At 38.1% G+C, this 25,920-nt stretch carries 28 protein-coding genes; 25 read left to right on the top strand and 3 right to left on the bottom strand.

The features are described from left to right. The first annotated feature begins 13 nt into the window (after positions 1-13). The 14 genes from WKH56_RS18110 (at position 14) to WKH56_RS18045 (ending at position 12,981) form a co-directional block, all read left to right on the top strand. A complete protein-coding gene (locus WKH56_RS18110) occupies positions 14-688 on the top strand; it encodes a response regulator transcription factor (RefSeq protein WP_013056822.1) in 675 nt (224 codons plus the stop codon). 1 nt (position 689) lies between these two features. Next, on the top strand, positions 690-2,069 hold the full coding sequence (locus WKH56_RS18105) for a sensor histidine kinase (RefSeq protein ID WP_243494573.1): 1,380 nt from the start codon (positions 690-692) through the stop codon (positions 2,067-2,069). A 374-nt stretch (positions 2,070-2,443) separates the two neighbouring features. Beyond that, positions 2,444-2,608, top strand: a complete 165-nt coding sequence (locus WKH56_RS18100) for a YezD family protein (RefSeq protein ID WP_013056824.1) — start codon at positions 2,444-2,446, stop codon at positions 2,606-2,608. A gap of 346 nt (positions 2,609-2,954) precedes the next feature. Beyond that, the gene (locus tag WKH56_RS18095; protein WP_013056825.1) at positions 2,955-3,107 is read left to right on the top strand and encodes a Fur-regulated basic protein FbpA; all 153 of its coding nucleotides are present in this window, start codon (positions 2,955-2,957) and stop codon (positions 3,105-3,107) included. Between the two features lie 252 nt (positions 3,108-3,359). Then, positions 3,360-4,424: a sulfate ABC transporter substrate-binding protein gene (locus WKH56_RS18090; RefSeq protein WP_028413544.1), complete on the top strand. Its 1,065-nt coding sequence runs from the start codon at positions 3,360-3,362 to the stop codon at positions 4,422-4,424. 94 nt (positions 4,425-4,518) lie between these two features. Further along, entirely contained in the window at positions 4,519-5,355 is an 837-nt protein-coding gene (gene cysT / locus WKH56_RS18085; protein ID WP_033578840.1) for a sulfate ABC transporter permease subunit CysT, read from the top strand. Between the two features lie 12 nt (positions 5,356-5,367). Beyond that, positions 5,368-6,234, top strand: coding sequence for a sulfate ABC transporter permease subunit CysW (gene cysW, locus WKH56_RS18080; protein WP_243494574.1), 867 nt, complete (start codon positions 5,368-5,370; stop codon positions 6,232-6,234). Between the two features lie 19 nt (positions 6,235-6,253). Continuing rightward, the gene (locus WKH56_RS18075; RefSeq protein WP_243494575.1) at positions 6,254-7,327 is read left to right on the top strand and encodes a sulfate/molybdate ABC transporter ATP-binding protein; all 1,074 of its coding nucleotides are present in this window, start codon (positions 6,254-6,256) and stop codon (positions 7,325-7,327) included. Between the two features lie 108 nt (positions 7,328-7,435). After that, on the top strand, positions 7,436-8,431 hold the full coding sequence (locus WKH56_RS18070; RefSeq protein WP_310884376.1) for a ketoacyl-ACP synthase III: 996 nt from the start codon (positions 7,436-7,438) through the stop codon (positions 8,429-8,431). An 82-nt stretch (positions 8,432-8,513) separates the two neighbouring features. Then, positions 8,514-9,182, top strand: a complete 669-nt coding sequence (locus tag WKH56_RS18065; protein ID WP_221779835.1) for a response regulator transcription factor — start codon at positions 8,514-8,516, stop codon at positions 9,180-9,182. Beyond that, positions 9,179-10,543 carry a HAMP domain-containing sensor histidine kinase gene (locus WKH56_RS18060; RefSeq protein ID WP_310884377.1) on the top strand — a complete coding sequence of 455 codons (1,365 nt, stop codon included), beginning with the start codon at positions 9,179-9,181 and terminating at the stop codon, positions 10,541-10,543. The genes WKH56_RS18065 and WKH56_RS18060 overlap by 4 nt, the downstream gene beginning before the upstream one ends. An 85-nt stretch (positions 10,544-10,628) precedes the next feature. Further along, the gene (locus tag WKH56_RS18055; RefSeq protein ID WP_375166600.1) at positions 10,629-11,564 is read left to right on the top strand and encodes an ABC transporter ATP-binding protein; all 936 of its coding nucleotides are present in this window, start codon (positions 10,629-10,631) and stop codon (positions 11,562-11,564) included. Further along, complete coding sequence (locus WKH56_RS18050; protein WP_310884378.1) at positions 11,539-12,246, top strand: ABC transporter permease; 708 nt, start codon at positions 11,539-11,541, stop codon at positions 12,244-12,246. Before WKH56_RS18055 ends, WKH56_RS18050 begins: the two co-directional genes overlap by 26 nt. Then, positions 12,247-12,981: an ABC transporter permease gene (locus WKH56_RS18045; protein ID WP_310884379.1), complete on the top strand. Its 735-nt coding sequence runs from the start codon at positions 12,247-12,249 to the stop codon at positions 12,979-12,981. Between the two features lie 31 nt (positions 12,982-13,012). Here the strand turns inward: WKH56_RS18045 and WKH56_RS18040 are convergent, their stop codons facing one another. Continuing rightward, complete coding sequence (locus tag WKH56_RS18040) at positions 13,013-13,852, bottom strand: YitT family protein (protein ID WP_028413534.1); 840 nt, start codon at positions 13,850-13,852, stop codon at positions 13,013-13,015. A gap of 248 nt (positions 13,853-14,100) precedes the next feature. On the opposite strand from WKH56_RS18040, the gene WKH56_RS18035 reads away from it, so the two are divergent. The 8 genes from WKH56_RS18035 to WKH56_RS18000 all read left to right on the top strand — a co-directional run bounded on the left by WKH56_RS18035 (position 14,101) and on the right by WKH56_RS18000 (position 21,605). Beyond that, positions 14,101-14,454 (top strand): YolD-like family protein, encoded by a 354-nt coding sequence (locus tag WKH56_RS18035; RefSeq protein WP_310884380.1) that lies wholly within the window; start codon positions 14,101-14,103, stop codon positions 14,452-14,454. Between the two features lie 121 nt (positions 14,455-14,575). Continuing rightward, positions 14,576-14,716: a hypothetical protein gene (locus tag WKH56_RS18030; protein ID WP_013056833.1), complete on the top strand. Its 141-nt coding sequence runs from the start codon at positions 14,576-14,578 to the stop codon at positions 14,714-14,716. 382 nt (positions 14,717-15,098) lie between these two features. Next, complete coding sequence (locus WKH56_RS18025; protein ID WP_310884381.1) at positions 15,099-15,851, top strand: DeoR/GlpR family DNA-binding transcription regulator; 753 nt, start codon at positions 15,099-15,101, stop codon at positions 15,849-15,851. After that, complete coding sequence (pfkB, locus tag WKH56_RS18020; protein ID WP_028413531.1) at positions 15,848-16,762, top strand: 1-phosphofructokinase; 915 nt, start codon at positions 15,848-15,850, stop codon at positions 16,760-16,762. Before WKH56_RS18025 ends, pfkB begins: the two co-directional genes overlap by 4 nt. Positions 16,763-16,774: 12 nt before the next feature. Next, a complete protein-coding gene (locus WKH56_RS18015) occupies positions 16,775-18,646 on the top strand; it encodes a PTS fructose transporter subunit IIABC (RefSeq protein ID WP_028413530.1) in 1,872 nt (623 codons plus the stop codon). Between the two features lie 195 nt (positions 18,647-18,841). Beyond that, positions 18,842-20,224, top strand: a complete 1,383-nt coding sequence (locus tag WKH56_RS18010; protein ID WP_310884382.1) for an aspartate kinase — start codon at positions 18,842-18,844, stop codon at positions 20,222-20,224. Positions 20,225-20,340: 116 nt separating this feature from the next. Beyond that, the gene (locus tag WKH56_RS18005) at positions 20,341-20,826 is read left to right on the top strand and encodes a YusW family protein (RefSeq protein WP_028413528.1); all 486 of its coding nucleotides are present in this window, start codon (positions 20,341-20,343) and stop codon (positions 20,824-20,826) included. 188 nt (positions 20,827-21,014) lie between these two features. Then, complete coding sequence (locus WKH56_RS18000; protein ID WP_028413527.1) at positions 21,015-21,605, top strand: superoxide dismutase family protein; 591 nt, start codon at positions 21,015-21,017, stop codon at positions 21,603-21,605. On the opposite strand, the gene WKH56_RS17995 is transcribed toward WKH56_RS18000, so the two are convergent. Further along, positions 21,595-21,723: a hypothetical protein gene (locus tag WKH56_RS17995; protein ID WP_321175146.1), complete on the bottom strand. Its 129-nt coding sequence runs from the start codon at positions 21,721-21,723 to the stop codon at positions 21,595-21,597. The two genes, WKH56_RS18000 and WKH56_RS17995, sit on opposite strands and share 11 nt — an antisense overlap. Between WKH56_RS17995 and WKH56_RS17990 the strand changes: the two genes are divergently transcribed. Further along, positions 21,722-23,209, top strand: a complete 1,488-nt coding sequence (locus tag WKH56_RS17990; RefSeq protein WP_310884383.1) for a phytoene desaturase family protein — start codon at positions 21,722-21,724, stop codon at positions 23,207-23,209. The two genes, WKH56_RS17995 and WKH56_RS17990, sit on opposite strands and share 2 nt — an antisense overlap. Positions 23,210-23,283: 74 nt before the next feature. On the opposite strand, the gene WKH56_RS17985 is transcribed toward WKH56_RS17990, so the two are convergent. Then, positions 23,284-24,516, bottom strand: coding sequence for a helix-turn-helix domain-containing protein (locus WKH56_RS17985; protein ID WP_028413525.1), 1,233 nt, complete (start codon positions 24,514-24,516; stop codon positions 23,284-23,286). 308 nt (positions 24,517-24,824) lie between these two features. Here WKH56_RS17985 and WKH56_RS17980 point away from each other — a divergent pair, with 308 nt between their 5' ends. Continuing rightward, positions 24,825-25,604 (top strand): SDR family NAD(P)-dependent oxidoreductase, encoded by a 780-nt coding sequence (locus tag WKH56_RS17980; RefSeq protein WP_243494582.1) that lies wholly within the window; start codon positions 24,825-24,827, stop codon positions 25,602-25,604. Positions 25,605-25,616: 12 nt separating this feature from the next. Next, complete coding sequence (locus WKH56_RS17975) at positions 25,617-25,919, top strand: ArsR/SmtB family transcription factor (RefSeq protein WP_033578848.1); 303 nt, start codon at positions 25,617-25,619, stop codon at positions 25,917-25,919. The last annotated feature ends 1 nt before the right edge of the window (position 25,920 follow it).

The following is a 25,920-nucleotide window of genomic DNA, read 5'->3' as shown; positions in this document are numbered from 1 at the left end:
GGGAGAGACATGTATGATTCAAATATTAGTTGCAGATGATGATCAACACATTCGAGAGCTGATATCATTATATTTAGAAAATCAAGGATTTAAAATTATAAAAGCAGCAGATGGTGAAGAAGCGTGGGCGAAAATGGAAGAGTTTCGAATTGATCTAGCGGTCGTTGATATCATGATGCCATTTAAAGACGGATGGGAACTAACAAAGGAAATTAAGGAGTATTTTGATATACCGGTTTTGATGGTAACAGCTAGAGGCGAATCGCATGATAAACTAAAAGGATTTGATATCGGAACAGACGACTATGTCGTGAAGCCTTTTGATCCTCAGGAAATGGTTGCTCGTGTAAAGGCCCTTTTACGCAGGTACCGAGTAGAAGCTAACAATGTAATTTATATGGGGAATATAAAATTGGATCGTACCAAATTAGAGATGAGTGCAGGAGAAACAAGCGAACAGCTACCGTTAAAAGAGTTTGAATTACTGTTCACATTAGTTAGTTCTCCAGGAAAGATTTTTACTCGTGATCAGCTTATTCAATTAATTTGGGGATATGATTATGAAGGTGATGAGCGCACGGTAGACGTTCACATAAAACGTCTGCGAGAGAGGCTTAATCATATGAAAAACGTCGGTATGGAAATCAAAACAATTCGCGGACTAGGCTATAGAGCAGAAGGGTGTTAACGTGAAATCAATTTATGTAAAGCTGGTTCTGTCGTTCATCATTACAATTTTATTGAGCGTTGTGATTACCGTTGTCGTCACGACATTTCTTAGCAAGCAGAAGCTCGAAATGCGATTAGGTCAGGATATGGTGAAGATGGGAGAAGATTTTATCGATTTGTACGGAGCAGAAGACTCCGATAAAGCTGCAAGGTTTTTATCTAATTCATCATTCATTCATTTTTCGTTTATTATTATTGATGATCAGCATAAAGAGAAAGTATTAGGACAGCCGGGACCGCCTATTCCAATTACACCGAAAGAAGTAGATCAAGTATTAGACGGGAAGCGTTATTCTAATTTAAACGAGGAAAAAGGTGATCGTCCACAGCCAAACGTAGTGGGTCTTCCTTTTAAAGAAAATGGACGGTCGTATGCTCTATTTATTCAGTCTCATCCACAGCGGCAATTTTCAGTTATTCAAGATGTTCAAAATATCCAGCTTATTACGATTTTATTAGTAGGTATTGTATTGTTTGCATATGTTTCAACGATTATTATTAAACCGATTAAGCGTCTCAGTACAGCGATGAAAGTTGTCGGACAAGGCGAATACAGTGTGCAAGTCGAACACGCAGCGAATGATGAAATTGGTCTGTTAACTAAAAACTTTAATCAAATGACTAAAGAATTAAACAAAATAGAAACGATGAGGCAAGAGTTTATTGCTAGCGTTTCGCATGAAATTCAATCACCGCTGACCTCTATTCGCGGTTTTTCAGCGGCACTTAAAGATGATATCATCAGTGAAGATAAAAAGATACAATATTTAACGATTATCGAAAAAGAAAGTACAAGACTATCTCAGCTTAGTTCCAATTTGCTAAAGCTTGCTTCTCTTGACTCTGAACATCAAACGCTAATGCTGCAGCAATACCGGTTAGATGAACAAATCAGGCATGTGGTCATGGCTTTAGAACCTCAGTGGATAAAAAAGAACATAGAAATTGACCTTGATTTATCCAATGTTCAAATAGAAGCAGATAAAGATTTGTTAGAGCAAGTTTGGCTAAATTTAGTAACAAATGCTGTTAAATATACGCCTGAAAATAGATTTGTAAAAATATCCATTCATCAAAAAAACGAAGAAATAGACGTGAAAATAAAGGATAATGGAATTGGTATTATCGAAGAAGATCAAAAATATATTTTTGAAAGCTTTTATAAAGTAGATAAGTCCAGAACGTTAAAAGGAAGCGGCCTCGGTCTAGCTATTACAAAAAAAATTGTGCGACTGCATGAGGGCGCAATACGTGTTGAAAGCAAAAAAGAACAAGGAAGCATCTTTACGGTAACTTTGCCTATCCAAAAAAATAGGAATAAAAAAGACTCGTCTGTGTAAGTTCATGCAGATGAGTCTTTTTTTTATTAGGTCAAAGATATAAAAAAAATTAATAATATCTATTTATTTTTTTAATCCCTACTTGACATATAGGTAAAGTGTAAATAATATAGATAGTATAAATCTTTTGAAAAAATTGGGATGCTAAAGAAGCTGATCGGTCAACTGAAGGCTCATACTTGTTCGCTACTGGTGTGGGCCTTTTCTGTACATTGGTTGTGGTCATTAAAATCTCAATCTTCAACTGAACATATGGGGAGGATTACGATGTATTTATCTTCTGCACATTATACAAGTACTTATAGATGTTGTTCGCTTTGTTTATTCAACTGCAACTAAAATATAAATTTATCTATGAATAGGAGAATGATAAAATGGCTTCAATTACACAAGAAAAATTAGATTATATTGTTAAATTACTAACTGAAATCAACTATGGATCTGTACTAATTACTCTTCACGACGGACAAATTACTCAAGTGGACAGCACGGAAAAAAACCGCTTTTTAGCTAAAAGCAAAGTAGCAAGCCACAAATAAGCCTATTTCAATACGTATTTAGAGAAACTGAAGGGCCTGTCTATATAGCAAACGTTTGACGGCGGGGCAAGCAAGTACTGTATTAAATATAGAAAACGTGCGCATTCGAAGAAGAATTGACTTTCTTTTCGGTCGAAGATTTAGAATTTTTCGAATTAAAATTGAGTTATAGGTTGTATGAGTATGACGATGAAAAGTGTAAAGCTGCTAAAGCAGCAGCTTTATACGTTTTAAAATTATGAAGATCTGACAGTTTCATTCCTGTGCTGATCGGATTACCGAAGGCTTCTGACCTGTGTTAGGAGTCTTTTTTTATTCTTAAATTAATATAATAGGAGGAGAAAAGATGGAAAATTTATTACGAGCAGCGGTGCGCCAAAGAAAACAATACCTCATTGAAGAGTTACTGAAAAAAGGGATTTATAAAAAAGAAAATCATCATCTTTTTGAACTCACACTCTCTGACTTAGAAAAAGAGTATCAGGCACGCAGTAAGTAAGGAAAATACGTAAAAAGAACTAAAATAAGTGTAAAAAAGATTCAAAACCTAGTTGACTAATGGGTAAAGTGTGTTTATTATAAAAACAAGAATAAATTGTCTTTTCAGAAAGTATCTTCTTTTTATTCTTACGAATAAATTTAATAAGAATAATTTAAGAGCACATACGCTGATCAGACTAACTGAAGGCTGCTTCTCTTTTTTAAGAGATAGCGGCCTTTTTGTATTTTTTTATAAAAAGGGGAGTAAAACATGAAGAAAAAAGCAGTTCAGTTTTTAATGGTGCTGACAGCACTGCTCGTGGTGCTAGCAGGTTGCGGCAATGGAAAATCTACTGAAACAGCAGGGAAAGATAGTTCTGCGAGTAAAAACGATTCAAAAAAACCAGTAGAACTTTTAAACGTTTCATATGATCCTACACGTGAGCTTTATCAGGAGTTCAATAAGAGCTTTGCGTCTTATTGGAAAGATAAAACAGGGCAAGACGTCACTATTCAGCAATCACACGGTGGCTCTGGTAAGCAAGGCCGAGCAGTTATTGACGGTTTAGAAGCGGATGTAGTAACGCTGGCGCTTGCTTACGATATTGATGAAATCGCTCAAACTCGTCAATTATTAAACAAAGACTGGGAAAAAGAATTGGCTCATAATTCTACACCATACACATCAACGATTGTTTTTTTAGTTCGTAAAGGAAATCCAAAAGGAATTAAAGATTGGGATGATTTAACGAAAAAAGGTACATCTGTTATTACGCCAAATCCAAAAACTTCTGGAGGCGCGCGCTGGAATTATTTAGCTGCATGGGCATATGCGAAGGATAAATATAACGGCGATAACAAAAAGATTGAAGACTTCATGAGTAAGCTTTATGGAAATGTCGAAGTGTTAGACTCAGGCGCACGCGGAGCTACCACTACCTTTGTAGAGCGAGGCATTGGAGACGTGTTAATTGCATGGGAAAACGAAGCTTACTTATCGTTAAATGAGCTAGGAAAAGATAAATTTGAAATTGTAACACCGTCATTAAGCATTTTAGCGGAGCCACCTGTTGCTGTAGTAGATAAAGTAGCTGAAAAGAAAGGCACGACAAAGGTAGCAAAAGCATACTTAAAATACCTATATACAGAAAAAGGTCAGGAAATCGCAGCGGAAAACTACTATCGTCCTCGAAATAAAAAAGTATTAGAGAAACACAAAGATCAATTCCCTTCGCTTAACCTAGTCACTATTAAAGATTTTGGCGGCTGGAAAAAAGCTCAAGAAACGCATTTTAATGATGGGGGAACATTCGATCAGATTTATCAGCCAAAGTAATATGATTCATTAAAAAAGTAGAACGAGGAAGATACGAATGGTGATTCGTATCTTCTGTGTACATGTATCTTGAAAGCAGAGAGAGGTGTAAGACGTGAGCGTGTTACAACGACAGAAAAAAAAGAAAAGCATCTTACCTGGATTTGGGCTTTCTTTAGGTTTTACGATGTTTTATGCAAGTATCCTTGTGCTTTTTCCGTTAGCTATGATTTTTTTAAATACGGCATCTATGGGATGGAGCGACTTTATTAAAACTGTTACAGAACCTAGAGTAGTAGCGTCGTATAAATTAAGTTTTGGAGCAGCATTTGCAGCCGGCATCATTAATGTTATTTTTGGAACCATTATTGCGTGGGTATTAGTGAGGTATCATTTTCCTGGAAAGAGGTTTATTGACGGACTTGTGGATTTGCCGTTTGCCTTGCCAACGGCTGTTGCTGGCATTGCCTTGACCACTCTTTACGTTCCGAAAGGATGGATTGGTCAATTATTTACGTTTAAAATCGCATTTACGCCTATCGGAATTATTATCGCTCTTACGTTTATCGGTCTGCCGTTTGTCGTCCGAATGGTGCAGCCGGTATTGCAAAACTTTAATGCAGAGATTGAAGAAGCATCTGCTAGTTTAGGAGCCAGCCGAATGCAAACGTTCAGAAAAGTTATTTTTCCGGAGCTGGTGCCGGCTGTTTTAACAGGTTTTTCTCTTTCATTCGCAAGAGCGCTTGGAGAATATGGATCCGTTGTTTTTATTGCTGGAAATATGCCGATGAAAACTGAAATTACGCCGCTTATTATTATGACAAAACTCGAGCAGTACGATTATGCGGGAGCTACTGCTATTGCATCAGTCATGCTCGTTGTATCATTTTTTCTGTTATTACTTATTAATATTATTCAATGGTGGACAAATCGTAAATTTATACATAGTTAAGGAGGGATGACATTGGCAGGACATGTTCCAATGCAGCACGCAAAAACGACTGTTGAAATCACTCATTCTAGTTTAAAAGAGCCCAAAGTCGTCCGGTGGCTGCTTACATTTATTGCACTGGCTTTTTTAGCTCTATTCTTAGTGCTTCCGCTTATCACGATTTTTATAACAGCCTTTCAAAAAGGGTGGGAAACATATCTCGCTGCGATTACAAATCCAGATGCCCTGGCTGCTATTAAACTAACGTTAATCGTCGTGCTGATTACCGTTCCGTTAAATGCCGTTTTTGGCGTGGTAGCTGCATGGTTAATTACGAAGTTTGATTTTAAAGGAAAGAATATTTTAATTACGCTTATTGATTTACCATTTGCCGTTTCGCCTGTTATTGCTGGATTGATTTTTATTTTATTATTTGGTGCACAAGGGTTGTTCGGAGAATGGCTGTTTAATCACGACATCAAAATTGTCTTTGCTATTCCCGGTATTATATTAGCTACCCTTTTTGTAACGCTTCCGTTTGTTGCCAAAGAATTGATTCCACTCATGCAAGCTCAAGGGTCAGCCGAAGAAGAGGCATCGTTAACGTTAGGAGCCAGCGGTTTCAAAACTTTTTTTCTAGTGACATTACCTAATATTAAATGGGGCTTATTATATGGAATCATTTTATGTAATGCGAGGGCGATTGGAGAGTTTGGAGCTGTTTCCGTTGTGTCGGGGCACATTCGAGGAATGACAAATACGGTGCCTCTTCATATTGAAATTCTCTACAATGAATATCAATTTGCAGCAGCGTTTGCGGTAGCATCTTTAATGTCAGTTTTAGCTATATTTACATTAATTATAAAAAACATTATTGAGTGGAAAGCCAAACATATTTAAAAAGGAAGGAGCTTATGAGATGAGTATCCATATTAAGCACGTATCAAAGAACTTTGGTGATTTTAAAGCGCTGGATTCTATTAACATTGATATTCAAACGGGTGAATTAGTAGCTTTACTTGGTCCGTCCGGTTCTGGAAAAACATCTTTGCTTCGCATCATTGCCGGTCTTGAACATCTTGACCAAGGAGCTATTTTATTTGATGGAAAGGAAATTACGCACGTAAATCCAAAAGAGCGGAATGTAGGGTTTGTTTTTCAACACTATGCTTTGTTCAGGCATATGACTGTGTTTGATAACATTGCGTATGGTTTAAAAGTACGACCTAAAAAAACAAGACCTTCTAAAATGGACATTAACAAGAAAGTAACCGAGCTGCTGCAGCTTGTGAAACTAGAGCCGCTTGCAAATCGCTATCCTTCTCAATTATCGGGAGGACAGCGCCAGCGAGTAGCGCTTGCTCGAGCGTTAGCAGTGGAACCGAAAGTACTGCTATTAGATGAACCTTTTGGCGCTTTGGATGCGAAAGTTCGTAAAGATTTACGCAGATGGCTGCGTAAATTGCATAATGACTTTCATATTACGAGTATATTCGTTACGCATGATCAAGAAGAAGCTTTAGATGTAGCTGATCGTATTGTTGTAATGAACAACGGGAAAATTGAGCAGATTGGAAGTCCTGAGGAAGTATATGATCATCCTAACAGTCCATTTGTGTACGATTTTTTAGGAAACGTCAATTTATTTAAGGGTCGCATTCATAAAGGCAGGCTAAAACAAGGAAGCTTTGAAATGGATGTTCCAGAATTTAGCGGAAGAAATGAAGAAGCAGCTGTTGGATATGTGCGACCTCATGATATTCACCTTGAAAAAGTAAAAACAAGCGCAGATGCCGTTTCTGCAACCGTTAGCCATATTCATGTGATAGGACCTATCGTGCAAATTGAATTAAAAAGAGAAGATGCAGAAAAATTTTTAGAAGCTGAATTAAGCAAAGAGCATTATAAAACACTCAGCCTTCAAGTAGGAGAGCAGGTGTATGTAAAGCCTAAGCAGCTAAAAGTATTTATTCCAGAAGATTATTCTATTTAATAAAAAGCGTGAAGGGTATACCTTTGCGCTTTTTATCTATTAATAAATTAGTACCAGATATTAAAAGTAGGTGTTATAATTAAGTATCAACTGATTTGAGGTGGAGAAATGATGCAATCAAAAGCTAGAATCACAGGAATGGGGATATATACACCAAAACAAAAATTAACGAACGACCATTTAAAAGAAATGGTTGATACAAGTGACGAATGGATTGTACAGCGCACGGGAATGAAAGAACGGCGAATTGCTGGTGAAGGCGAATACACGTCTACGCTTGGCATTCGAGCAGTTGAAAATTTGCTCAACCGATATGCTGTAGAAATAGAAGATGTAGATGCAATTATTGTTTCGACAACAACGCCGGATCATTTTTTTCCTAGCGTAGCATGTCAGGTTCAAGATTACTTTCATATTAATCAAGCTGCTGCATTTGACTTAAGTGCCGCATGCGCCGGTTTTACATATGGACTTCACGTGGCGAACGGCTTAGTAACGTCCGGATTGCATAAAAAGATTTTAGTTATTGGTGCCGAAGTCATGTCGAAAATTACAGATTATACGGACCGGGCCACCTGCGTGCTGTTCGGTGACGGAGCGGGAGCGATGCTTGTAGAGTACGACGAGTGTAATCCAAGTTTCTTAGGATGTCACTACGGAACGGATGGGAGCGGAGGTATAAATTTATACCGTTCTAATTTATCTGATACTCTTTCAGGAAAAGAAATTAACTCCAGTGGAAATTTAGTTCAAAATGGGCGTGAAGTATACCGCTTTGCTGTCCGAACGATTCCAAAAGGAGTAGAAGCATTGTTAAAGGGTACTTCCATTTCTCTTTCTGATGTAAATTGGTTTATTCCGCACAGTGCAAACCTTCGGATGATTGAAGCTATTTGTGCTAAAACAGGTGTTTCAATGGATAAAACGTTAACGAGTGTGCAATACTGCGGAAATACATCTTCAGCTTCTATTCCGCTTGCTTTAAACGAAGGAATAATGACAGGAAAAGTACAGGATAATGACCTCCTTATTCTCTATGGGTTTGGGGGAGGATTAACGCACTGCGGCTTGTTAATTAAATGGACGTGTAAAGAAAAAAGCTAAAAGGCGTCGCCTTTTAGCTTTTTTGTCTTTTACTGTTAACAAGAGTTCGATAAAATGGAAAAAGAAGTAAAGGAGGGCGTGTATGAATCATGTTTTATACATTGAAGACAATGAAGAAATTGGGTTAATGATTCAAAAAGAGCTTAAAAAGCAAAACTATGAAGTTACTTGGTTACAATCGGGAGATAGCGCCAGCCAGTTTATTAAACAAGCGGATATTGTCATTCTAGATGTAATGCTTCCCGGCTTAGATGGATTTACAGTGGGAAAAAAGCTTAAAAAGTTAGCGCCTGATGTCCCTGTTTTAATGCTTTCAGCTCGTACAGCTCTAGAAGATAAGATTATTGGGCTAGAGTTTGCCGATGACTATGTCACAAAGCCGTTTCATCCAGAAGAACTGCTCGCAAGGCTCGAAGTATTGTTAAGAAGGTTTTCAAGAAAGAAAGAAGAACTTATTTTAAAACATTTGCATGTTTCGATGGTAGACTATCGTGTAATGAACAGAGAGACAAGTGAAGAAATTAGTTTAACAGGTAAGCAATTTCATATTTTTACGTATTTCCTTCAGCATTTAAATCAAATTTTAACAAAAGAACAAATTTATGAAGGAGTATGGAAAGAGCGTTATATCGAAGGAGATAAAACCTTAATGGTACATATTCGCTATTTGCGAGAGAAGCTTGAGAAAAATGCGGCTAAGCCTGAAATTATTGAAACAATACGTGGGATTGGCTACAGGGTCAAGCAATGAACGTTGCACAATCTCTTGTTACGAAGTATATCTTATTTATGATTGTAGCTGTATTGATTATACCGTTATCATTTTTTGCGGGCTCATGGCTGATCACTGTTCCTTTTATGCGTATTCAAGGATTATTAGATGAAGAGTATAAAGGAAAAAGCTACTACGAACAAATGTGGAATCAAGAAGCCAAAAAGCTAGAAGAAGCAAATGAGGAAACAATCAACCAAAAGCTAAAATTATTAAAAAGAAAATATCCGGAAGCTTCAATGTTTTGGGTGAACGCTGCTGGACAAACACAGCTTCCGATTCCTTATCATGAATCCCTTCCGAAGCAATGGTCATCGTCTTATACGGCTGAATTTATAAAAAAACGATACGGAAACGATCCGTATACGGTTATTACCTTTATTGGAACAGATAAAAAGCAAGGTTTTATGGTCATTGAAGTGCCAGAAAAAGCCGTTGAGCCTCCTATTCAGAAACTAGATCCAGCCTACTATAGTATTTATTTAGGGTTTGTTTTTATCGTTGTGCTTTCTTTTATTGTGCTTTCTCTATTCTTTTTTCTTCGAATTCGAAAAAGGCTGCGAACGTTACAGGCTGCTATGAACAACAAAGACGAACAAGGAATTCCTTTACCTGTTGTACCTGGTTCCACAGATGAGATTGGACAGCTAGAACAATCATTTAATCAAATGATTAAACAGCTTCATGAAAGTCGAAACCGAGAGCAGCAAGAAGAACAGCTGCGGCAAGACTTAATTATGAGTCTATCGCATGACTTACGAACACCGCTCACGACCGTTCGGACTCATATTTATCAGCTGAAAAATGAAGAAGTAACGTTGAATGTTCAACAGTCTCTTGAAGTAATTGATGCTAAAGTAGAATTTGTTAGTAATTTAATAGATAATTTATTTTCCTATACGCTGCTGTTAAATGGAAAATATCCGTATCAAGAAGAGGAAATTGATATGACTCGATTTCTTAGAAAAAGCATTGCGCAGTGGTATCCACTATTTGAAGAAGAGAATATGGAAGTGGATATTCAACTTCCACCTCAGTCTCTATACTGGTACGGAGACGTGCAGTGGTTAGAAAGAATAATAGATAACTTATGTCAAAACGTAATTCGTCATGCTAAAGAAGGTCGTTTTATTGGTTTTCGCCTTGTTCAAGAACATAGTTCATCTTCTCTTATCATTTCTGATAAAGGGTCAGGCTTTAAAAAGAATAGTGAGACCAAACAAAACGGTGTAGGTTTAGCGGTTGTGGATGTAATGATTAAAGAAATGGAGTTAACGTGGTCAATTCATTCAACAAAGCATGGAACGGATATTCAAATTGTGTATGAAGCGAGTGATTAATTCGCTCGCTTTTTTAAACGAATTTTAACCTTTCTTTTCCTTCCTCTTAACTTTCTCTGTTTATAGTAATAGAGAGGTGATAAAAGTGGAAATTGTTAAAACGACTCAGGTGACAAAAGTATTTAAAGGAGTAGAAGCTGTAAGTGAAGTGAATCTTTCCATTAAAGAAGGAGACATCTATGGTTTTTTAGGACCAAACGGAGCAGGGAAGACAACAACGATTCGAATGCTTCTTGGTCTAATGAAGCCAACGAGCGGTGAAATTGAGCTGTTTGGAGAAAGAATAATAAATCATAGGCAGCATATTCGAGCCTTAAAAAAGATAGGTTCACTTGTAGAGAGCCCTTCTTATTATGCACATTTAACTGCAAGAGAAAATCTAGAGGTACTTCGCAAGATACTGGGCGTATCTAGAAATAGAATGGATGAAGTACTAGATATTGTAAAGTTAACAAAAGAAGCAAATCGTCCAGTTAAAGGATTTTCTCTTGGGATGAAACAGCGTCTTGGCATTGCTTCAGCACTTCTAGGAAACCCTCGCTTATTAATCCTAGATGAACCAACTAATGGACTAGATCCTGCAGGGATTCAAGAAATTCGCTCATTAATTAAAGAAATGCCAAGGGAAAATGGCGTTACCGTTTTAATTTCAAGTCATTTACTTTATGAAATTGACCACTTAGCGACTCAAGTAGGCATTATTACAAAAAGAAAGATGCTATTTAATGGCTCAATTGAATCGCTTCGCAAAAAGGCCAAACATCAAGTGGCATTTACAATAGGGGAAATAGAAAAGGCAAAAACAATACTATTAACAAACGGATTTGTACCTACTGTCAATAAAAACAGTCTCCTTCTAGATTATATTGATCATGAGCGAGTGGCACATCTTGTTTATCAACTCGTGCGAGAAAATGTCTCTATCTATCGCGTCGAAGAAAAAACAAAGTCACTAGAAGATATCTTTTTAAAGCTGACGAACGAGGAGAATGAACATGTTCATAAAAATACTGCAGGCTGAGTGTATGAAATTAAAAAGAAAATGGCTCTGGTTTTTATTATTTTTAGGTCCAGCAGGTGTAATAGGCTTAACACTGGTAGATTACAGCGTTCGATATGAATATTTAATTCAGCAAAATCCAAATGTGTGGGAAGGTCTTTTTCATGAAATAAACATTACGCTTCCTACAGCTTTTTTACTGGGAGGAACAATTCTTGCTTCAAATATAGCGCATGTTGAATATCACAGAAGCTCCTGGAAGCAGCTGCTGAGCTTACCAGTAAGCCGCCTAAGTGTTTATACGGCAAAATTTATAGTAGTTATGGCTATGTTACTCATCGCTTCTGCTTTTCTATTGATTGGTATAATCGGGCTAGGGTGGTGGTTGGGATTTGGTCTTCCCCCTTCTTGGAAAACTCTTTTTGTTTATAACTTCTATCCGTTCTTTTCAGCCATCCCGTTTGTAGCTATTCAAATATGGTTGTCCATGCTTTTCAAAAATCAAAGCCGTTCTCTTGCACTAGGTATTATGATGAGTGTGACAATGAGTGGTATGGGAGAGTTGCCGAGCTGGTTTTTCTGGCAATGGCCAATGCTAGCGTTTTCTGACTATCGGAATATGTACATAATAGCAGGTGTAATTATCGGTATTTTCCTATATGCTGCAGGCGCCTTGCACTTTATCAAAAAGGATGTGGCCTAAATGTTTTTGCAATTATGTAGGATAGAATCGTTTAAATTGTTTAAAACAAAAGCCTGGACGTACCTTTTTGTGAGTCCTATTCTAATCGCTATTATCCTTTTTGTAGGTGATCAGGCAATGCCAAGCGGGAGAATGAAATGGGCAATGGCAGATGCCTTGATTGCCAATGTTCACGGATTGCTGTTTTATCCGTTAATTGGCGGGTTAGTAACATCCTTCATCTGTCGGTATGAACACGAAGCGGGAGGATGGAAGCAATTATTATCTCTTCCTGTGACAAGGACATCGGTATACGGAGCAAAATTGATTACAGCAGCAGCTTTCATGGGAATTCTTCAAGTGCTTGTATTTGTTGTTTTATTAGGAGTGAGCATGTTAAAAGACTATCCGAGCGCTGTGCCATTAAAGATGATAGCTGGAAATATGCTAGGCGGATGGGTTGCGGTGTTGCCCATTCTTGCGTTTATGCTAGCTGTGTCAATGGCATGTTCTAGCTTTGGAGCATCTTTGACAGTCAACGTCATTTTAACACTACCGAATTTATTTGTTGCTAATTCTGAACGATTTGGCCCCTGGTACCCATGGACTCAGCCAATGTATGGAATGTTAGGTGTAACCGGAAAAGCATCATGGGGGTTGATGCTGACTACACAGAATTTCTTAGTGGTTGTTATAAGCAGCTTTCTGCTTTTTGGAGTAGCAGGTTCACTGTATTTTCACCGCAAACATATATAATAGAAAAAACCCGCTTTTTTACAGCGGGTTTTTAGCTGGCTTTTGGAATAGTAAAACCTACTCCAAAGACGTCTCGCACATCGTGGACAACCACAAAAGCCTGTTCATCGACTTTATGAATAATGCGCTTTAACTCTAATAGTTCTTGTTTGTTCACAACTACGTACAATACGTCTTTTGCTTCTTTTGTATAGCTTCCATGAGCAGAAAAGACAGTGACGCCTCGCTGCATCTTTTTGTTAACTTGTTCGGCTACTTCAGCTGAACGGTGTGAAATAATAGTGATTGCTTTGCGGGGGTTGAGTCCTTCAATAATATAATCAAGCACCTTTGTTCCGATATAAAGAGAAATAACCGTGTACATCGTCTTTTCTCCACCGATGACAAAATAGGCGCTTGCTACAACTAATAAATCAATTGCTAGCATCGTTTTGCTAATATTCCAGTCTAGATATTGATTAGCTAAGCGGGCGATAACTGCCGAGCCTCCGGAAGTTCCGCCACCTCTAAACACAAGCCCGAGTCCTACACCGGCTAAAATACCAGCAAAAATAGCCCCCAGTAGCGTATCGTCAAGAGGATTTCCCAGTCCTTCAGTTATATGTAGGAATAGAGATGTGAAAATAATACATATAATTGTGTAAGCAATCACACGTTTGTGAAGCAATTTGTATCCGATCAGTACCAGCAAACCGTTTAATATAAAGTTTGTGATACCAGGAGACCACCCTAGTACATAATAGGTAATCATTGTTACACCGGTTACGCCGCCTTCTGCTAATTCATTTGGAATAGCAAAATAATTAATGGCCAGTGCGAAAATGAGGCTTCCTAGAATAATGAGGATAATTTCTTTTATTTTATTGATCATGAACGTTACCTCCAATCATCAAAAACTCCGAAAACACAGTCATGACAATGTATTATACCAACTCTAGAGGCTGAATTAAAGATGGGATATTATTATTTTTTAAAAAATCAATTTCTGCTATCAACATAAAATCTTTTGACAGTTTTTATGGAGTATGAAAAAATGAATTGTTTGCTTTTATTTTGATTAAAAAGTTTTGCAATGAGAATGTTCGTTCGGTAAAATAGAAGCAAGAGTCAAGGGGGAGAATGAACGTGTATCAAGATGAATTAAAACAGTATGCGAAGTTAGTAATGCCTGAGCATTTAGAGAAAATGAAGAAAATGTACAGTCCCGAGGCTCATAAGCAGTCTTTAGGGTTGAAAAAAGAAAAGATTGAGCATATTGAAAATGTCATTATGAACAGTTACTCGGGGCATCATCCAGTAACCCTTCACGTCTATGAAGCAGGACATATTCAAAGATATGAACGAGTGACAATCGATAAAGTTTCTCTGCAGTCGAATACGCTGATGGTGACAGGGCCTTGTTATACATATTCGATTCGAGCGGATGCAGTAATTGAAGCAGATGTATGGAAAGATGAAAGCTACTCTAGCTAAGAGTAGCTTTTTTGTTGAATTTGTATCTTTTTTTTTACGCTTGCATACAATACATAAAAGCATATTCTGCGAGTAGTCACTTTTAGCTACTAGGAAATTTTGATTAAAGAAGGGATATTGTATGCAAAATGAAAAAACTCAAGTAAGAGAAATTGAATTAACGCAGTTCATTAAGAAAAGACTCGTTCGTTTTATCTCAAGTTTGGCTATTTCTTCTGCCCTTGCTTCTATATTATATATGCTTCTGTTTTTATTTAAATGATGGGTCACTTTGAGTTGTCCAAAAAGGTGGACAACTTTTTTGATGTATAGGCTCTCATTAAAACAGGACAAGCTAAACATAATTCAGTCAAGAGAAATTAAATCGGTCAAGAAATAGTCAAAAACAGTCAAAGCTAATTAGTTGCAAGAAAACCTTTACATATAATGAGAAAAGTAGACAAATTATTGAATTACCAGCTTATTTCCTTTTGTATAAACTATTATCAAAACAAATGCAAATCTAATTGTTCGTTCAAAAAACTTTATTTTGTAATTAAAAAAATGAATGTTTTTGATTTTTTATGATTGATTTTGAATGTAAACCGTGATAAAGTAAGTACATGAAATAAATGAAAACGCTTTTTTGAAAAAGGAGCTAGAACATGTTAACGCCGGAGAGACATCAACTAATCTTAAAACTTTTAAAAGAGAAAGAACTTGTAAAAGTGCAAGAGTTTATCGAAGTTACAGGCGCTTCGGAATCCACAATTAGAAGAGACTTAAGTCAACTAGAAGAAGAGCAAATGCTCAAACGTGTTCACGGTGGCGCTTCGCTTATTCGCAGTAAACGAATCGAACTGAGCGTTATCGAAAAATCTGCTAAAAATATTCAAGATAAACGAAACATTGCAGAGTATGCGGCTTCCATTATAAATGAAGGTGACTGTATTTTTTTAGATGCAGGAACTACAACGTATGAAATGATTTCTTTTTTGAAGCAAAAAGATGTAGTTGTCGTGACAAATGGTTTAATGCATTTAAACCCGATGCTAGAACAAGGTATCACCCTCTATTTAATTGGAGGATCTGTTAAACATAAAACGGGCGCTTTAATTGGCAATGGAGCTCTTTTAAGTCTTGAGCAGTATCGTTTTGATAAGTGCTTTATGGGAGCGAATGGGATTCATCATCAATATGGATATACAACTCCTGATCCAGAAGAAGCATTGATCAAGCAAACGGCAATGAAGCTTTCTAGAGAATCTTATATTTTATCAGATTCTACTAAGTTTTTTGAAACAAGTTTTGCGAAAATAGCCGATTTACATGAAGCAAAAATTATAACAAATGACGTACCTAGTGATGTACTTATACAGTATGCAAACAAAACAGACATAAAGGTTGTGAAATCATGATTTATACATGTACGTTGAACCCATCCGTTGATTACGTAGTACATGTTTCAGCATTCGAAGAAGGCGGACTTAACCGCACAACGAATGAAGCCAAGTTTCCAGGAGGGAAAGGCATTAACGTCTCTCGCGTTTTAAAGCGATTAGATGTTGATAATAAAGCTCTCGGTTTTGTAGCCGGCTTTACAGGAACCTATATCGAAGACTACTTAAAAGCAGAGAATATTGAAACAGCTTTTACAAGAGTTGATGGAGATACCCGCATTAACGTAAAGTTAAAAACGGAAAAAGAAACAGAAATTAACGGTCAAGGACCTGCTATTACAGACGAAGCGCTTCAGTCTTTATTGACTCAAGTAAAGCAAATGACTGAAGGCGATATCTTCGTATTAGCAGGAAGTATACCGAAAACGCTTCCAAGTTCTGTGTATGAAACGTTAACGGAACTAGCAGCAGCGAACGGAGTAAAAGTAGTAGTAGATGCAAGTGGAAAAACCTTGCTAGACGTCGTGTCTCACAAGCCATTTTTTATCAAACCAAATCATCATGAACTTGCAGAATTGTTTGATGTAGAAGTAAACAGTGCAGAAGATGCGCTAGTATACGGTAAAAAGCTTGTGGAACAAGGAGCGCAAAACGTCGTTGTATCCATGGCAGGCGATGGAGCACTTCTTATTAACGAAAGCGGTGTCTACAGTGCCACAGTCCCTAAAGGAACAGTGAAAAATTCTGTTGGAGCTGGCGATTCACTTGTAGCTGGATTTATTGCTTCTTATGTAAAGCAAGGGGATTTATTAGAAGCCTTTCAAACAGGAGTTGCTTCAGGAAGTGCCACAGCATTCTCACTTGAATTATGTACAGCAGAAGATGTAAAGACGCTTCGTGAACAAGTGTCAATCACAAAGGTAGAGTAGGGGGAACCGAGAATGAGAATTACAGAACTATTAAAAAAAGATACAATCATTCTTGATTTAAAAAGCACGTCAAAAGCTGATGTTATTGATGAGTTAGTTGGAAAATTAGACGAAGCTGGTCGCTTAAGCGACCGAGCTGGCTATAAAGAGGCAATTTTAAATCGTGAATCTCAAAGTACAACGGGAATTGGGGAAGGCATTGCCATTCCGCATGCAAAAACAAGCTCGGTAAAAACACCGGCCATTGCATTTGGACGCTCAACAGAAGGTATTGATTATGAATCATTAGACGGACAGCCTGCACATTTATTCTTCATGATTGCAGCGAGTGAAGGCGCGAATAATGCTCACTTAGAAACATTATCTCGTTTGTCTACGTTATTAATGGACGAATCGTTCCGAAAAACGTTGCTAACAGCATCATCAATTGATGAAGTCATTAAAGCAATTGATGATAAAGAAACTGAAAATGAAGCGCCGGAAGAAGAAGTGGATACAGCTTCAGATCAATTAGTGCTTGCTGTAACGGCTTGTCCAACGGGAATTGCCCACACGTATATGGCAGCGGATAGCCTAAAAGCAAAAGCGAAAGACATGAACGTGACGCTCAAAGTTGAAACAAATGGTTCCAGCGGTGTTAAAAACGCGTTGACGAAGGAAGAAATTGAAAACGCTACCGCTATTATTGTTGCAGCGGACAAGCAAGTAGAAATGGAACGTTTTGCAGGTAAAAAAGTTATTCAAGTTCCAGTAGCTGAAGGAATTCGTAAGCCCGAAGAATTAATTAACCGCGCGTTAAAAGGAGACGCTCCTGTATACAGCGGCGGCGGTGGCAGCAAAGAAGGCGGAGAAAGTAAAGGATCAGAGCGTACAGGGTTTTACAAACACCTAATGAGCGGTGTATCAGCAATGCTTCCGTTTGTTGTAGGGGGCGGGATCTTAATCGCCATTTCATTTATGTTTGGTATTCACTCAGCAGAACCGAAAGATCCAACGTACAATGCGTTTGCAGCGGCACTAAAAACAATTGGCGGAGATAATGCATTCTTTTTACTAGTACCGGTACTAGCAGGGTTCATTGCAATGAGTATTGCTGATCGTCCTGGTTTAGCTCCTGGTATGGTTGCAGGTCTTTTAGCAGCTTCTGGCGGAGGCGGTTTCTTAGGTGGTTTAATCGCTGGTTTCTTAGCGGGTTATGTAGTAGTGGGATTAAAGAAATTGTTCAGCGTCCTGCCGCAAGCTCTTGATGGAATTAAGCCAGTTCTTCTTTATCCGCTATTTGGGATTTTTATCTCAGGATTGATTATGCTTTATGTTGTAAATGAGCCAGTTAGTGCAATTAACAAAGGGTTAACGCACTGGTTAAGTGGATTTGGCACGGGTAACTTAGTATTATTAGGTATTATCTTAGGCGGTATGATGGCTATTGATATGGGTGGTCCTATTAATAAGGCAGCCTTTACATTTGGTATCGCAATGATTGATGCTGGAAACTATGCTCCACACGCAGCGATTATGGCAGGCGGTATGGTTCCGCCACTAGGTATGGCTATTGCGACAACTTTGTTCAAAAACAAATTTACTCGCCAAGAGCGTGAAACAGGTAAAACGTGTTATGTAATGGGTCTTTCATTTATCACAGAAGGTGCGATTCCATTCGCAGCAGCTGACCCAGGCCGTGTTATTCCCGCATCGGTTATCGGTGCTGCAGTAGCAGGTGCTTTAACAATGATGTTCCACATCGGTTTACCAGCACCACACGGCGGTGTATTCGTTATCGGAATTGTACAAGGAAATCCTCTTTTATATGCACTAGCAATTTTAATTGGTGCCATTGTGACAGCGGTCCTTGTAGGTGTATTAAAAAAACCAAAAGCAGAATAACAAATAAAGACTGATTTTACATCATGTAAAATCAGTCTTTTTGTGTTTTTGTGGTAGACATTTGTTCTTTATGAGAGTACAATTACGGTAGTATTCCTTTAATTTTTAGAAAAGTTAGATAGATAAGCTTTTCTACTTGATAAAATATGGTACAATAATCGAATATTAAAAACAAAGTAAGGAAGTGTCTCAAACATGAAGGTTGCGAAGTTTGGCGGGAGTTCAGTTGCAAGCGCAGAGAAATTTAAACAGGTTGCGCATATTGTAACGTCTGATAAAGAGAGAAAGCTGGTAGTTGTATCAGCTCCGGGCAAGCGATACGGAGAAGATACAAAAATGACAGATTTGTTAATCGCACTTTCTGCCAAAATACAGCTTGGAGAAGATTACGTCGATGAGTTTGGGCAAGTAATCGATCGCTATCGTGAAATCGTGGTTGACTTGTCTATGCCAGAAACGATTATTACTGATATTATTGCGAATTTACAATCACTTATTGATTTACATAAAAACGATCCGTTTCGCTTATTAGATTGTCTCAAAGCAAGTGGAGAAGATAATAACGCAAAGGTAATGGCTGCTTATTTAAATCATTTAGGGTTTGAAGCTCATTATGTAAATCCAAAAGAAGCAGGTATTTTTGTTTCTGATGAACCAGGAAGAGCAAGAGTGCTTCCACTGTCTTATGAAAAACTGCCGCGGCTAAGAGAGCGTTCGGGCATTTTGGTGATTCCAGGATTTTTTGGCTACTCTGAAGAAGGGAACATGGTTACGTTCTCGCGCGGTGGGTCAGATATTACAGGTTCAATTGTAGCAGCAGGAGTAAAAGCTGACTTGTATGAAAACTTTACTGACGTAGATGCTATTTACAGCGTAGATCCAAGACTTGTGGAAAAGCCTCATGAAATGAAAGAAGTCACATACAGAGAAATGCGCGAACTATCCTATGCAGGTTTTTCTGTCTTCCATGATGAAGCGCTAGAGCCGGTTTATAAACTAGGCATTCCTGTATGTGTTAAGAATACAAATAATCCTGAAGCAAAAGGTACATTCATTGTGGCTGAGCGTCCTCACGGCGATACGCCAGTAGTTGGAATCGCTGGTGACAAAGGTTTTTGCAATATTCATGTGAGCAAATACTTATTAAACCGTGAAATTGGTTTTGGCAGAAGATTGCTTGAAATTTTAGAAGATGAAGGTATTTCATACGAACATACTCCTTCAGGAATTGATAATATCTCTGTCATCATGCGCGAGCATCAGCTTACGCCAGATGTGGAAAAACGCGTATTTGCTCGAATTGAAAAAGAACTTGAAGTAGATGAAATCTTTATTGAACGTGATCTTGCTATGGTTATGGTAGTAGGAGAGGGAATGAATAGCACAGTAGGAATTGCTGCGAAAGCTACAGAAGCTTTTGCTCGTGCTGAAGTGAATCTTGAAATGATTAACCAAGGTTCTTCTGAGGTAAGCATGATGTTTGGTGTGAAAGCAGACGCTTTAGACCGTGCTGTTCAAGCTCTTTATAATACGTATTTTAACAGCATGTACAGTATTTCTTATTCTAATGTAAAATAAACAAGACGAAAAACCCCGCTTTCTTTTTAGAGAGCGGGATTTTCTAGTGAAGGCGTATATAAATTGAATTTGTGGACATAAAGGGAAGGAAGAGTGAAGTCAAAGGAGGAAATACAGTGAAGAAAAGACCCTTTTTCATATTCTTTTCCCTTATAGGTATGAGCGTACTTTCAGCATGCCACAATGATGATGCGGCACCCGCAAGAGAAGCTCAAAATAAACAAGGCGTGACAAATGGCGGAACGCCGATGAGCTATGATAATCAAAGTGAAAACACATCTTTTAACTTTTCAAAATTTGATTTAGAAGTAGACTACAAGGGGCTTAATAATGATTATGAAGCCGACTATGAAAATGAAAACGATGAGATAGAAGCCAAAGTGGATGATAATATTAACGATGAGCACTTGAACGGAGACAAAGCGTTTAATAAATTATCTTCAACATTTAAAAAGTTAAATTTTGATCAGCGCACCCCGGATGAAGATGTAAAAAAGGAAGTAATCGATGCGTTTGGCCTAAAAAAAGATTTTCAGTCGTTTGAATTAGAAGTTCGTTTTTCAAACGGAACGGAAAAAGAATACAACTTTAAACAAAAGTAAGACGTTAAAACAAAGTATTTTAGTTGAAGGAAAATCCGAACGATGAATTGAGGTTCTTCATTAAGAATCCAACTCGTTCGGATTTTTTCTTTGGTAAGGTGAACGTATGTCTCAATCTTATTTTTGATGTCTAAAAAAAGGAAAATAGTGAAAGGATGGTGATAAATAAGCAAAAGGAGGAATCACGGATGCAAAAGTTGATAATGAACGGATGCGTAGTCTTTGTTCTGTTATTGTTAGGAGCATGCAGCATGGTAAAAGAGCAAAATAACGCTCATGAAAACCACCTGAAAACCGAGGAAGCGAAAGAAACGAGCGAGGTATCGGTAGGACCTGTTAAAGTAGATTTAACGAATACGTCAGGCAAAAAAGTAGGAGAGGCTACGCTGACAGAAGCAAAGAACGGTGTGCAAATTAAATTAACTGCTCAAGGTCTTTCACCCGGGAGACATGGATTTCATATTCATGAAATAGGAAAATGTGAGGTGCCGGATTTCAAAACAGCAGGGGCCCATTTTAATCCTTTTAAGCGTGAACACGGCTTTAAAAATACAAAAGGCCCGCATGCGGGTGACTTGCCCAACTTAGAAGTTGCGCCAAATGGAAAAGTAGATACCGAAATTTTTGCTTCTCTTGTGACGTTGCAAGAAGGAAAGCCGAATTCTCTTATAGATATGGATGGGTCGGCATTAGTGATACATGATAAAGTAGACGATTACACAACAGATCCTTCAGGAAACTCAGGAGATCGAATTGTTTGTGGAGTGATTACGAAATAAGCCAAAAAGCTGTGAGATCATTCACAGCTTTTTTATTGCCGTAACGAGCCGCTTCTAAATTGCGGTGAGCTTCTTTTTTTTGCACAATAGAAGAAAGAGTTAAAGAAGGTGAAAACATGCATAAGCAAGTTGTTGTAATAGGTGGAGGAATAGGTGGGTTAACAGCGGGAGCGCTTTTAGCTAAACATGGCCATGAAGTGACGGTTTTAGAAGCTTCTCGAGAGTGGGGAGGCTGTGCCGGGAAATTTCAGCGCCATCTCTATACATTTCCTGTCGGAGCGACGCTTGGAATGGGGTTTGAGCGCGGAGGGATCCATGAGCGAATCAGCACGTACCTGGACCTAGAAATTGAAAAGATTTCTCTTGAGAAAATCATGAAAGTTCATCTTCCACATCGTACACTAATTTATTATCAAGACCGGTATCAGCATATTTCGTATCTTCAAAAACAATTTCCTCATAAAGCGAAGAATATTAGGAGCTTCTATGAAAGTATTTTTAGAGTTGCAAAAGAAATTCGCAAGCTCATGCGGCCGCTGCCGGTTCTTCCTCCTCTCACAATCGGTGAGTGGAGTAGGCTGGTAAGTTCGTTAAATCTTGGGTCTGTGAAGTTATTACCTTATTTTCATCAATCGTTTAGTCATTTACTAAAAAAACACAGGTTGCTAGACGAAACGGACTTTATTCATTTTATTGATGGTCAATTAATAGACAGCATGCAGACAACGAGTGAGAACTGTTCAATGCTTATCGGATGTCTAGCGTTGGATATTTATCACGAAGGAGCTTTCTATGTGAACGGTGGCTTATACAAAGTCGCAGAAGCCCTGCAAAAATCTATCAAAGCCAACGGAGGAAAAACGACTCTAGGAAGGAAAGTAGTAAAGATAGAGCGTGATAACGACGAGTGGATCGTGCATGATCATAGAGGTAACCGCTACCGCGCTTCAGACGTTGTATGCAACGCGCCAATTCAAAGCTTAAAGTCTTTACTGCATGATGAAGATTACCAACATATCCATAAGAGGGCCAAAGAAAAAAGCAAGCTTCCGCAGTGGGGAACGTTTTCGATGTATGTTGCGATTGATGAAAGAAATCTTCCGCAGAAGGTAGAGTTGTTTCAGCAAGTGCTTCAATCCGAACAAGGCGAGATGACGGAAGGAAATCATTTATTTATTTCCGTGTCTCATCCTGACGATCGTTTTCGTGCGCCGGAAGGCAAACGTACAATTACAGCATCTACTCACATTGAGCTTAGCAAGTGGAGTAACAAGGAAACCTATGATGTTCAAAAACAAGTTCTTGAGAAAAAAATGATAGCAGGAATTAAAACTATCATTCCTAACATTGAAGAAGCAGAGCATCAAATTTCAGGAGCTCCTAAAGCATGGGAAAGGTTCACTTCTCGCCCAAACGGCGGAGTGGGAGGCTTTCCGCAAACGTTAGATCATGCCTTGTTCAACAGCATTTCGCATCGATCTGGCTTACAAGGGCTGTGGCTGTGCGGAGATACAGTGTTTCCGGGAGCGGGGACTATAGGCGTATCGGTAAGCGGCTATCATGCTTTTCAAAGTATAACGTCTCATCAGCATAGGTTACCTTAACGTTTCGTATAGACAAACTACTAGTGCTTATACCATCAAAAAACACCGGCCCTATTATCATAGGGCAGGTGTTTTCAGGAGAGAAACAGCTTCCACCACTTCCGTTTTCGCTTCATATCAGCAGCGGCGGTTTGTCTGAAGGTTTGGACAAAATCACTAAACATTTCTTCGCGTTCAGCTACGCTTTGACGATGAAGCTTACGCTCTTTCTCCATTTCTTTCAAATAATAGACTCGTTCTTCATTCATCGAATCAATTAAATCACGAAGCTCTTCTGTCGTATTAGTTGAAGAATTGTTTAGTTTTTCAACCATAAATTTTACTTGATTCATTGCAACGGTAGAATTGCTTGAGAATCGGTCTAATAAATACTGCATTTCTTTAGAGGATTCATCCGCATTCTCCATGACATCTTTCATGAACAGGCGCATATCCTCTGTTTTTTCTTCCGCAATTGTTGAATAATCTTCAATCAAAGAAGTGACTTCATCAAACGATTTTTCGTTAGAACGGATAATTTTTTTAGACATATTTTCTACATCTCTTGCGCTGCGTTCTGAAGACTCAGAGATATATGCCCCGACCGACTCCACCATTTCTACAGTTTGAGTAGCACTTTTTTCAAGCTCTTTTTTTACTTCTCCGACAATTTCTTCCCGAACTTCATTTCGCATTCCTTCTCGCATTTCTTTTAACAAATCAGCTTTAAACGTATCAAGTACTTCAAACACATCTTCATAGCGGCGAACAGCTTCTACTAGTTCCCCTTGAAGCAGCTCTTTTTCATTCACGACAAGGTCGTTTGGTTTTGGTTCTTCAATAGAAGCAGAAATAGCCTGCTTTTCTTCTTCAGTAGCTAATCGTGCTTCAGGTATAGGAGGGGTCTTCTCTTGCTTATTCTCTGAAATGCTTTCCTGCTTTTCAGCAGCTTTTTTCTTTTCTTGCTTCATTTGTTTATTGGAGTGTTCTTGAAAATCAATGACGTTTTCTTTTTTAGCAGTTTTCAACTTTGCTGGTTCTTCTTCTTTTGAAACCGCTGCCTCTGATTCCATCACTAAATGCTCCTGCTCTTCTTGTTCCTTTATCAGCAGCTGAACATATTCTTTGACTTCATCTAACGTACATTGTTCATCAAACAGCTGTTTAATATCATTAAATAATTCAATTTGTTCCTCTGTATAGACACGGGCCCCATCTACTCGTTCAATTGTTAAATAGCTGCCCAATAATTTTTCCCATTGTTTTAACGTTTTCTTTTCTACCTCTAATTGATCACTTACTTTTTTAATTGTATACGTCTCCATCATTTTTCATTTCCTCCCTTATCTATTTTCATCCAACTATGTAATGGATTATTTGTTGTATGTTGTATTCACCATATCTTCACTTGTTTTCCTGCTAGGTGACAAAGGTTGTCAAAACTAGACGACATTAGCCTTCTATGTAAAGAAAACGCATATTTTGTAAAAAAATGTACAGAAATGCGCAAATGGCAAAAATGGAAAACATAAAAGAAAAGGAGAGTATAGAAAACAGTTGACGGGAAAAAATGAATCCTATAAGATAAGTTTAAATGTTTAAGTTCTTGAACATATAAACATAAGGAGTGAACACTATGTCACAGCATTATGCGCTCATCACCGGTGCGTCCGGAGGAATAGGTAAAGAGTTAGCTTATCAATTCGCAAAGGATGGCCATTCTTTAATTTTAGTTGCCAGAAGTGCTGATAAACTAACAGCGATTAGAGAGAATTTAAAATCTACTTATAATATTGACGTAATAACGGTTGTAAAGGATTTATCAAGAGAAGAAGAGATACAGTCACTGTATGAAGAACTTAAAAATAAAGAAATGCACGTTGATTATTTAGTGAACAATGCAGGTTTTGGACTATACGGTAAATTTATTGAAACAGCTTTAGATGAAGAGTTAAACATGATTGACTTAAATATCCGAGCATTAACTCATTTAACAAAATTATTTTTACCCGATATGGTCAAAAGAAATCACGGGAAAATTTTAAACATTGCGTCCGTTGCTGCATTTATGCCGGGTCCGCTTATGACAGTGTATTACGCAACGAAAGCGTACGTATTATCTTTCACAGAGGCCCTTGAAAATGAATTAAGAGGTAACAATGTAACGGTAAGTGCTCTATGCCCGGGTCCAACTAAAACGGGTTTTAGCGACCGGGCTCAGCTGAGCAATTCCAAGCTTTTTCAAAGCGGTGCAATGGATGTAGAAGCAGTTGCTAAAGCGGGCTATAAAAAATTTATGAAAGGGCAGACGGTTATCGTACCAGGAGTACAGTTTCGTCTCGCCACCTTCATCCCGCGCTTTGTACCAAGAAAGTGGCTTTCATCCGTTGTCCGCAGAACACAAGAAATTAAATAAAGGAGAATATTTATGAGTGAAAAAGCAGTGGAGTTATTTCGTGCCAGCATTCCTATTTTTCAGGCTCTAAGTGATTCAGCAAGACAAGATATTATTTTGCTGCTCGCGGAAAAAGAGCCTTTAACCGTTAATGAAATTGCAAACGAGTCTACTTTATCACGACCGGCAATTTCTCATCATTTGAAAATTTTACGTGATCAAAAGCTTGTGCAAATTGAACAAAAAGGAACGCAGAGATATTATTCATTGGCTTTAAACGAGGCAGTTGAGCTATTAAAAAGCTTGCTTGCTACAGTTGAAGCTGAATGTTTATAGG

Source organism: Priestia sp. SB1 (assembly GCF_038898415.1).
This window is presented reverse-complemented; position numbering and strand designations above follow the sequence as displayed.

Coding starts and splice junctions, on each gene's coding strand:
- WKH56_RS18110 (WP_013056822.1), top strand. CDS start 14: ATGATTCAAATATTAGTTGCAGATGATGATCAACACATTCGAGAGCTG.
- WKH56_RS18100 (WP_013056824.1), top strand. CDS start 2,444: ATGGCTTCAATTACACAAGAAAAATTAGATTATATTGTTAAATTACTA.
- WKH56_RS18095 (WP_013056825.1), top strand. CDS start 2,955: ATGGAAAATTTATTACGAGCAGCGGTGCGCCAAAGAAAACAATACCTC.
- WKH56_RS18090 (WP_028413544.1), top strand. CDS start 3,360: ATGAAGAAAAAAGCAGTTCAGTTTTTAATGGTGCTGACAGCACTGCTC.
- WKH56_RS18075 (WP_243494575.1), top strand. CDS start 6,254: ATGAGTATCCATATTAAGCACGTATCAAAGAACTTTGGTGATTTTAAA.
- WKH56_RS18070 (WP_310884376.1), top strand. CDS start 7,436: ATGATGCAATCAAAAGCTAGAATCACAGGAATGGGGATATATACACCA.
- WKH56_RS18065 (WP_221779835.1), top strand. CDS start 8,514: ATGAATCATGTTTTATACATTGAAGACAATGAAGAAATTGGGTTAATG.
- WKH56_RS18060 (WP_310884377.1), top strand. CDS start 9,179: ATGAACGTTGCACAATCTCTTGTTACGAAGTATATCTTATTTATGATT.
- WKH56_RS18050 (WP_310884378.1), top strand. CDS start 11,539: ATGTTCATAAAAATACTGCAGGCTGAGTGTATGAAATTAAAAAGAAAA.
- WKH56_RS18045 (WP_310884379.1), top strand. CDS start 12,247: ATGTTTTTGCAATTATGTAGGATAGAATCGTTTAAATTGTTTAAAACA.
- WKH56_RS18040 (WP_028413534.1), bottom strand. CDS start 13,852: ATGATCAATAAAATAAAAGAAATTATCCTCATTATTCTAGGAAGCCTC.
- WKH56_RS18035 (WP_310884380.1), top strand. CDS start 14,101: ATGAACGTGTATCAAGATGAATTAAAACAGTATGCGAAGTTAGTAATG.
- WKH56_RS18030 (WP_013056833.1), top strand. CDS start 14,576: ATGCAAAATGAAAAAACTCAAGTAAGAGAAATTGAATTAACGCAGTTC.
- WKH56_RS18025 (WP_310884381.1), top strand. CDS start 15,099: ATGTTAACGCCGGAGAGACATCAACTAATCTTAAAACTTTTAAAAGAG.
- pfkB (WP_028413531.1), top strand. CDS start 15,848: ATGATTTATACATGTACGTTGAACCCATCCGTTGATTACGTAGTACAT.
- WKH56_RS18015 (WP_028413530.1), top strand. CDS start 16,775: ATGAGAATTACAGAACTATTAAAAAAAGATACAATCATTCTTGATTTA.
- WKH56_RS18010 (WP_310884382.1), top strand. CDS start 18,842: ATGAAGGTTGCGAAGTTTGGCGGGAGTTCAGTTGCAAGCGCAGAGAAA.
- WKH56_RS18000 (WP_028413527.1), top strand. CDS start 21,015: ATGCAAAAGTTGATAATGAACGGATGCGTAGTCTTTGTTCTGTTATTG.
- WKH56_RS17990 (WP_310884383.1), top strand. CDS start 21,722: ATGCATAAGCAAGTTGTTGTAATAGGTGGAGGAATAGGTGGGTTAACA.
- WKH56_RS17995 (WP_321175146.1), bottom strand. CDS start 21,723: ATGTTTTCACCTTCTTTAACTCTTTCTTCTATTGTGCAAAAAAAAGAA.
- WKH56_RS17985 (WP_028413525.1), bottom strand. CDS start 24,516: ATGATGGAGACGTATACAATTAAAAAAGTAAGTGATCAATTAGAGGTA.
- WKH56_RS17980 (WP_243494582.1), top strand. CDS start 24,825: ATGTCACAGCATTATGCGCTCATCACCGGTGCGTCCGGAGGAATAGGT.
- WKH56_RS17975 (WP_033578848.1), top strand. CDS start 25,617: ATGAGTGAAAAAGCAGTGGAGTTATTTCGTGCCAGCATTCCTATTTTT.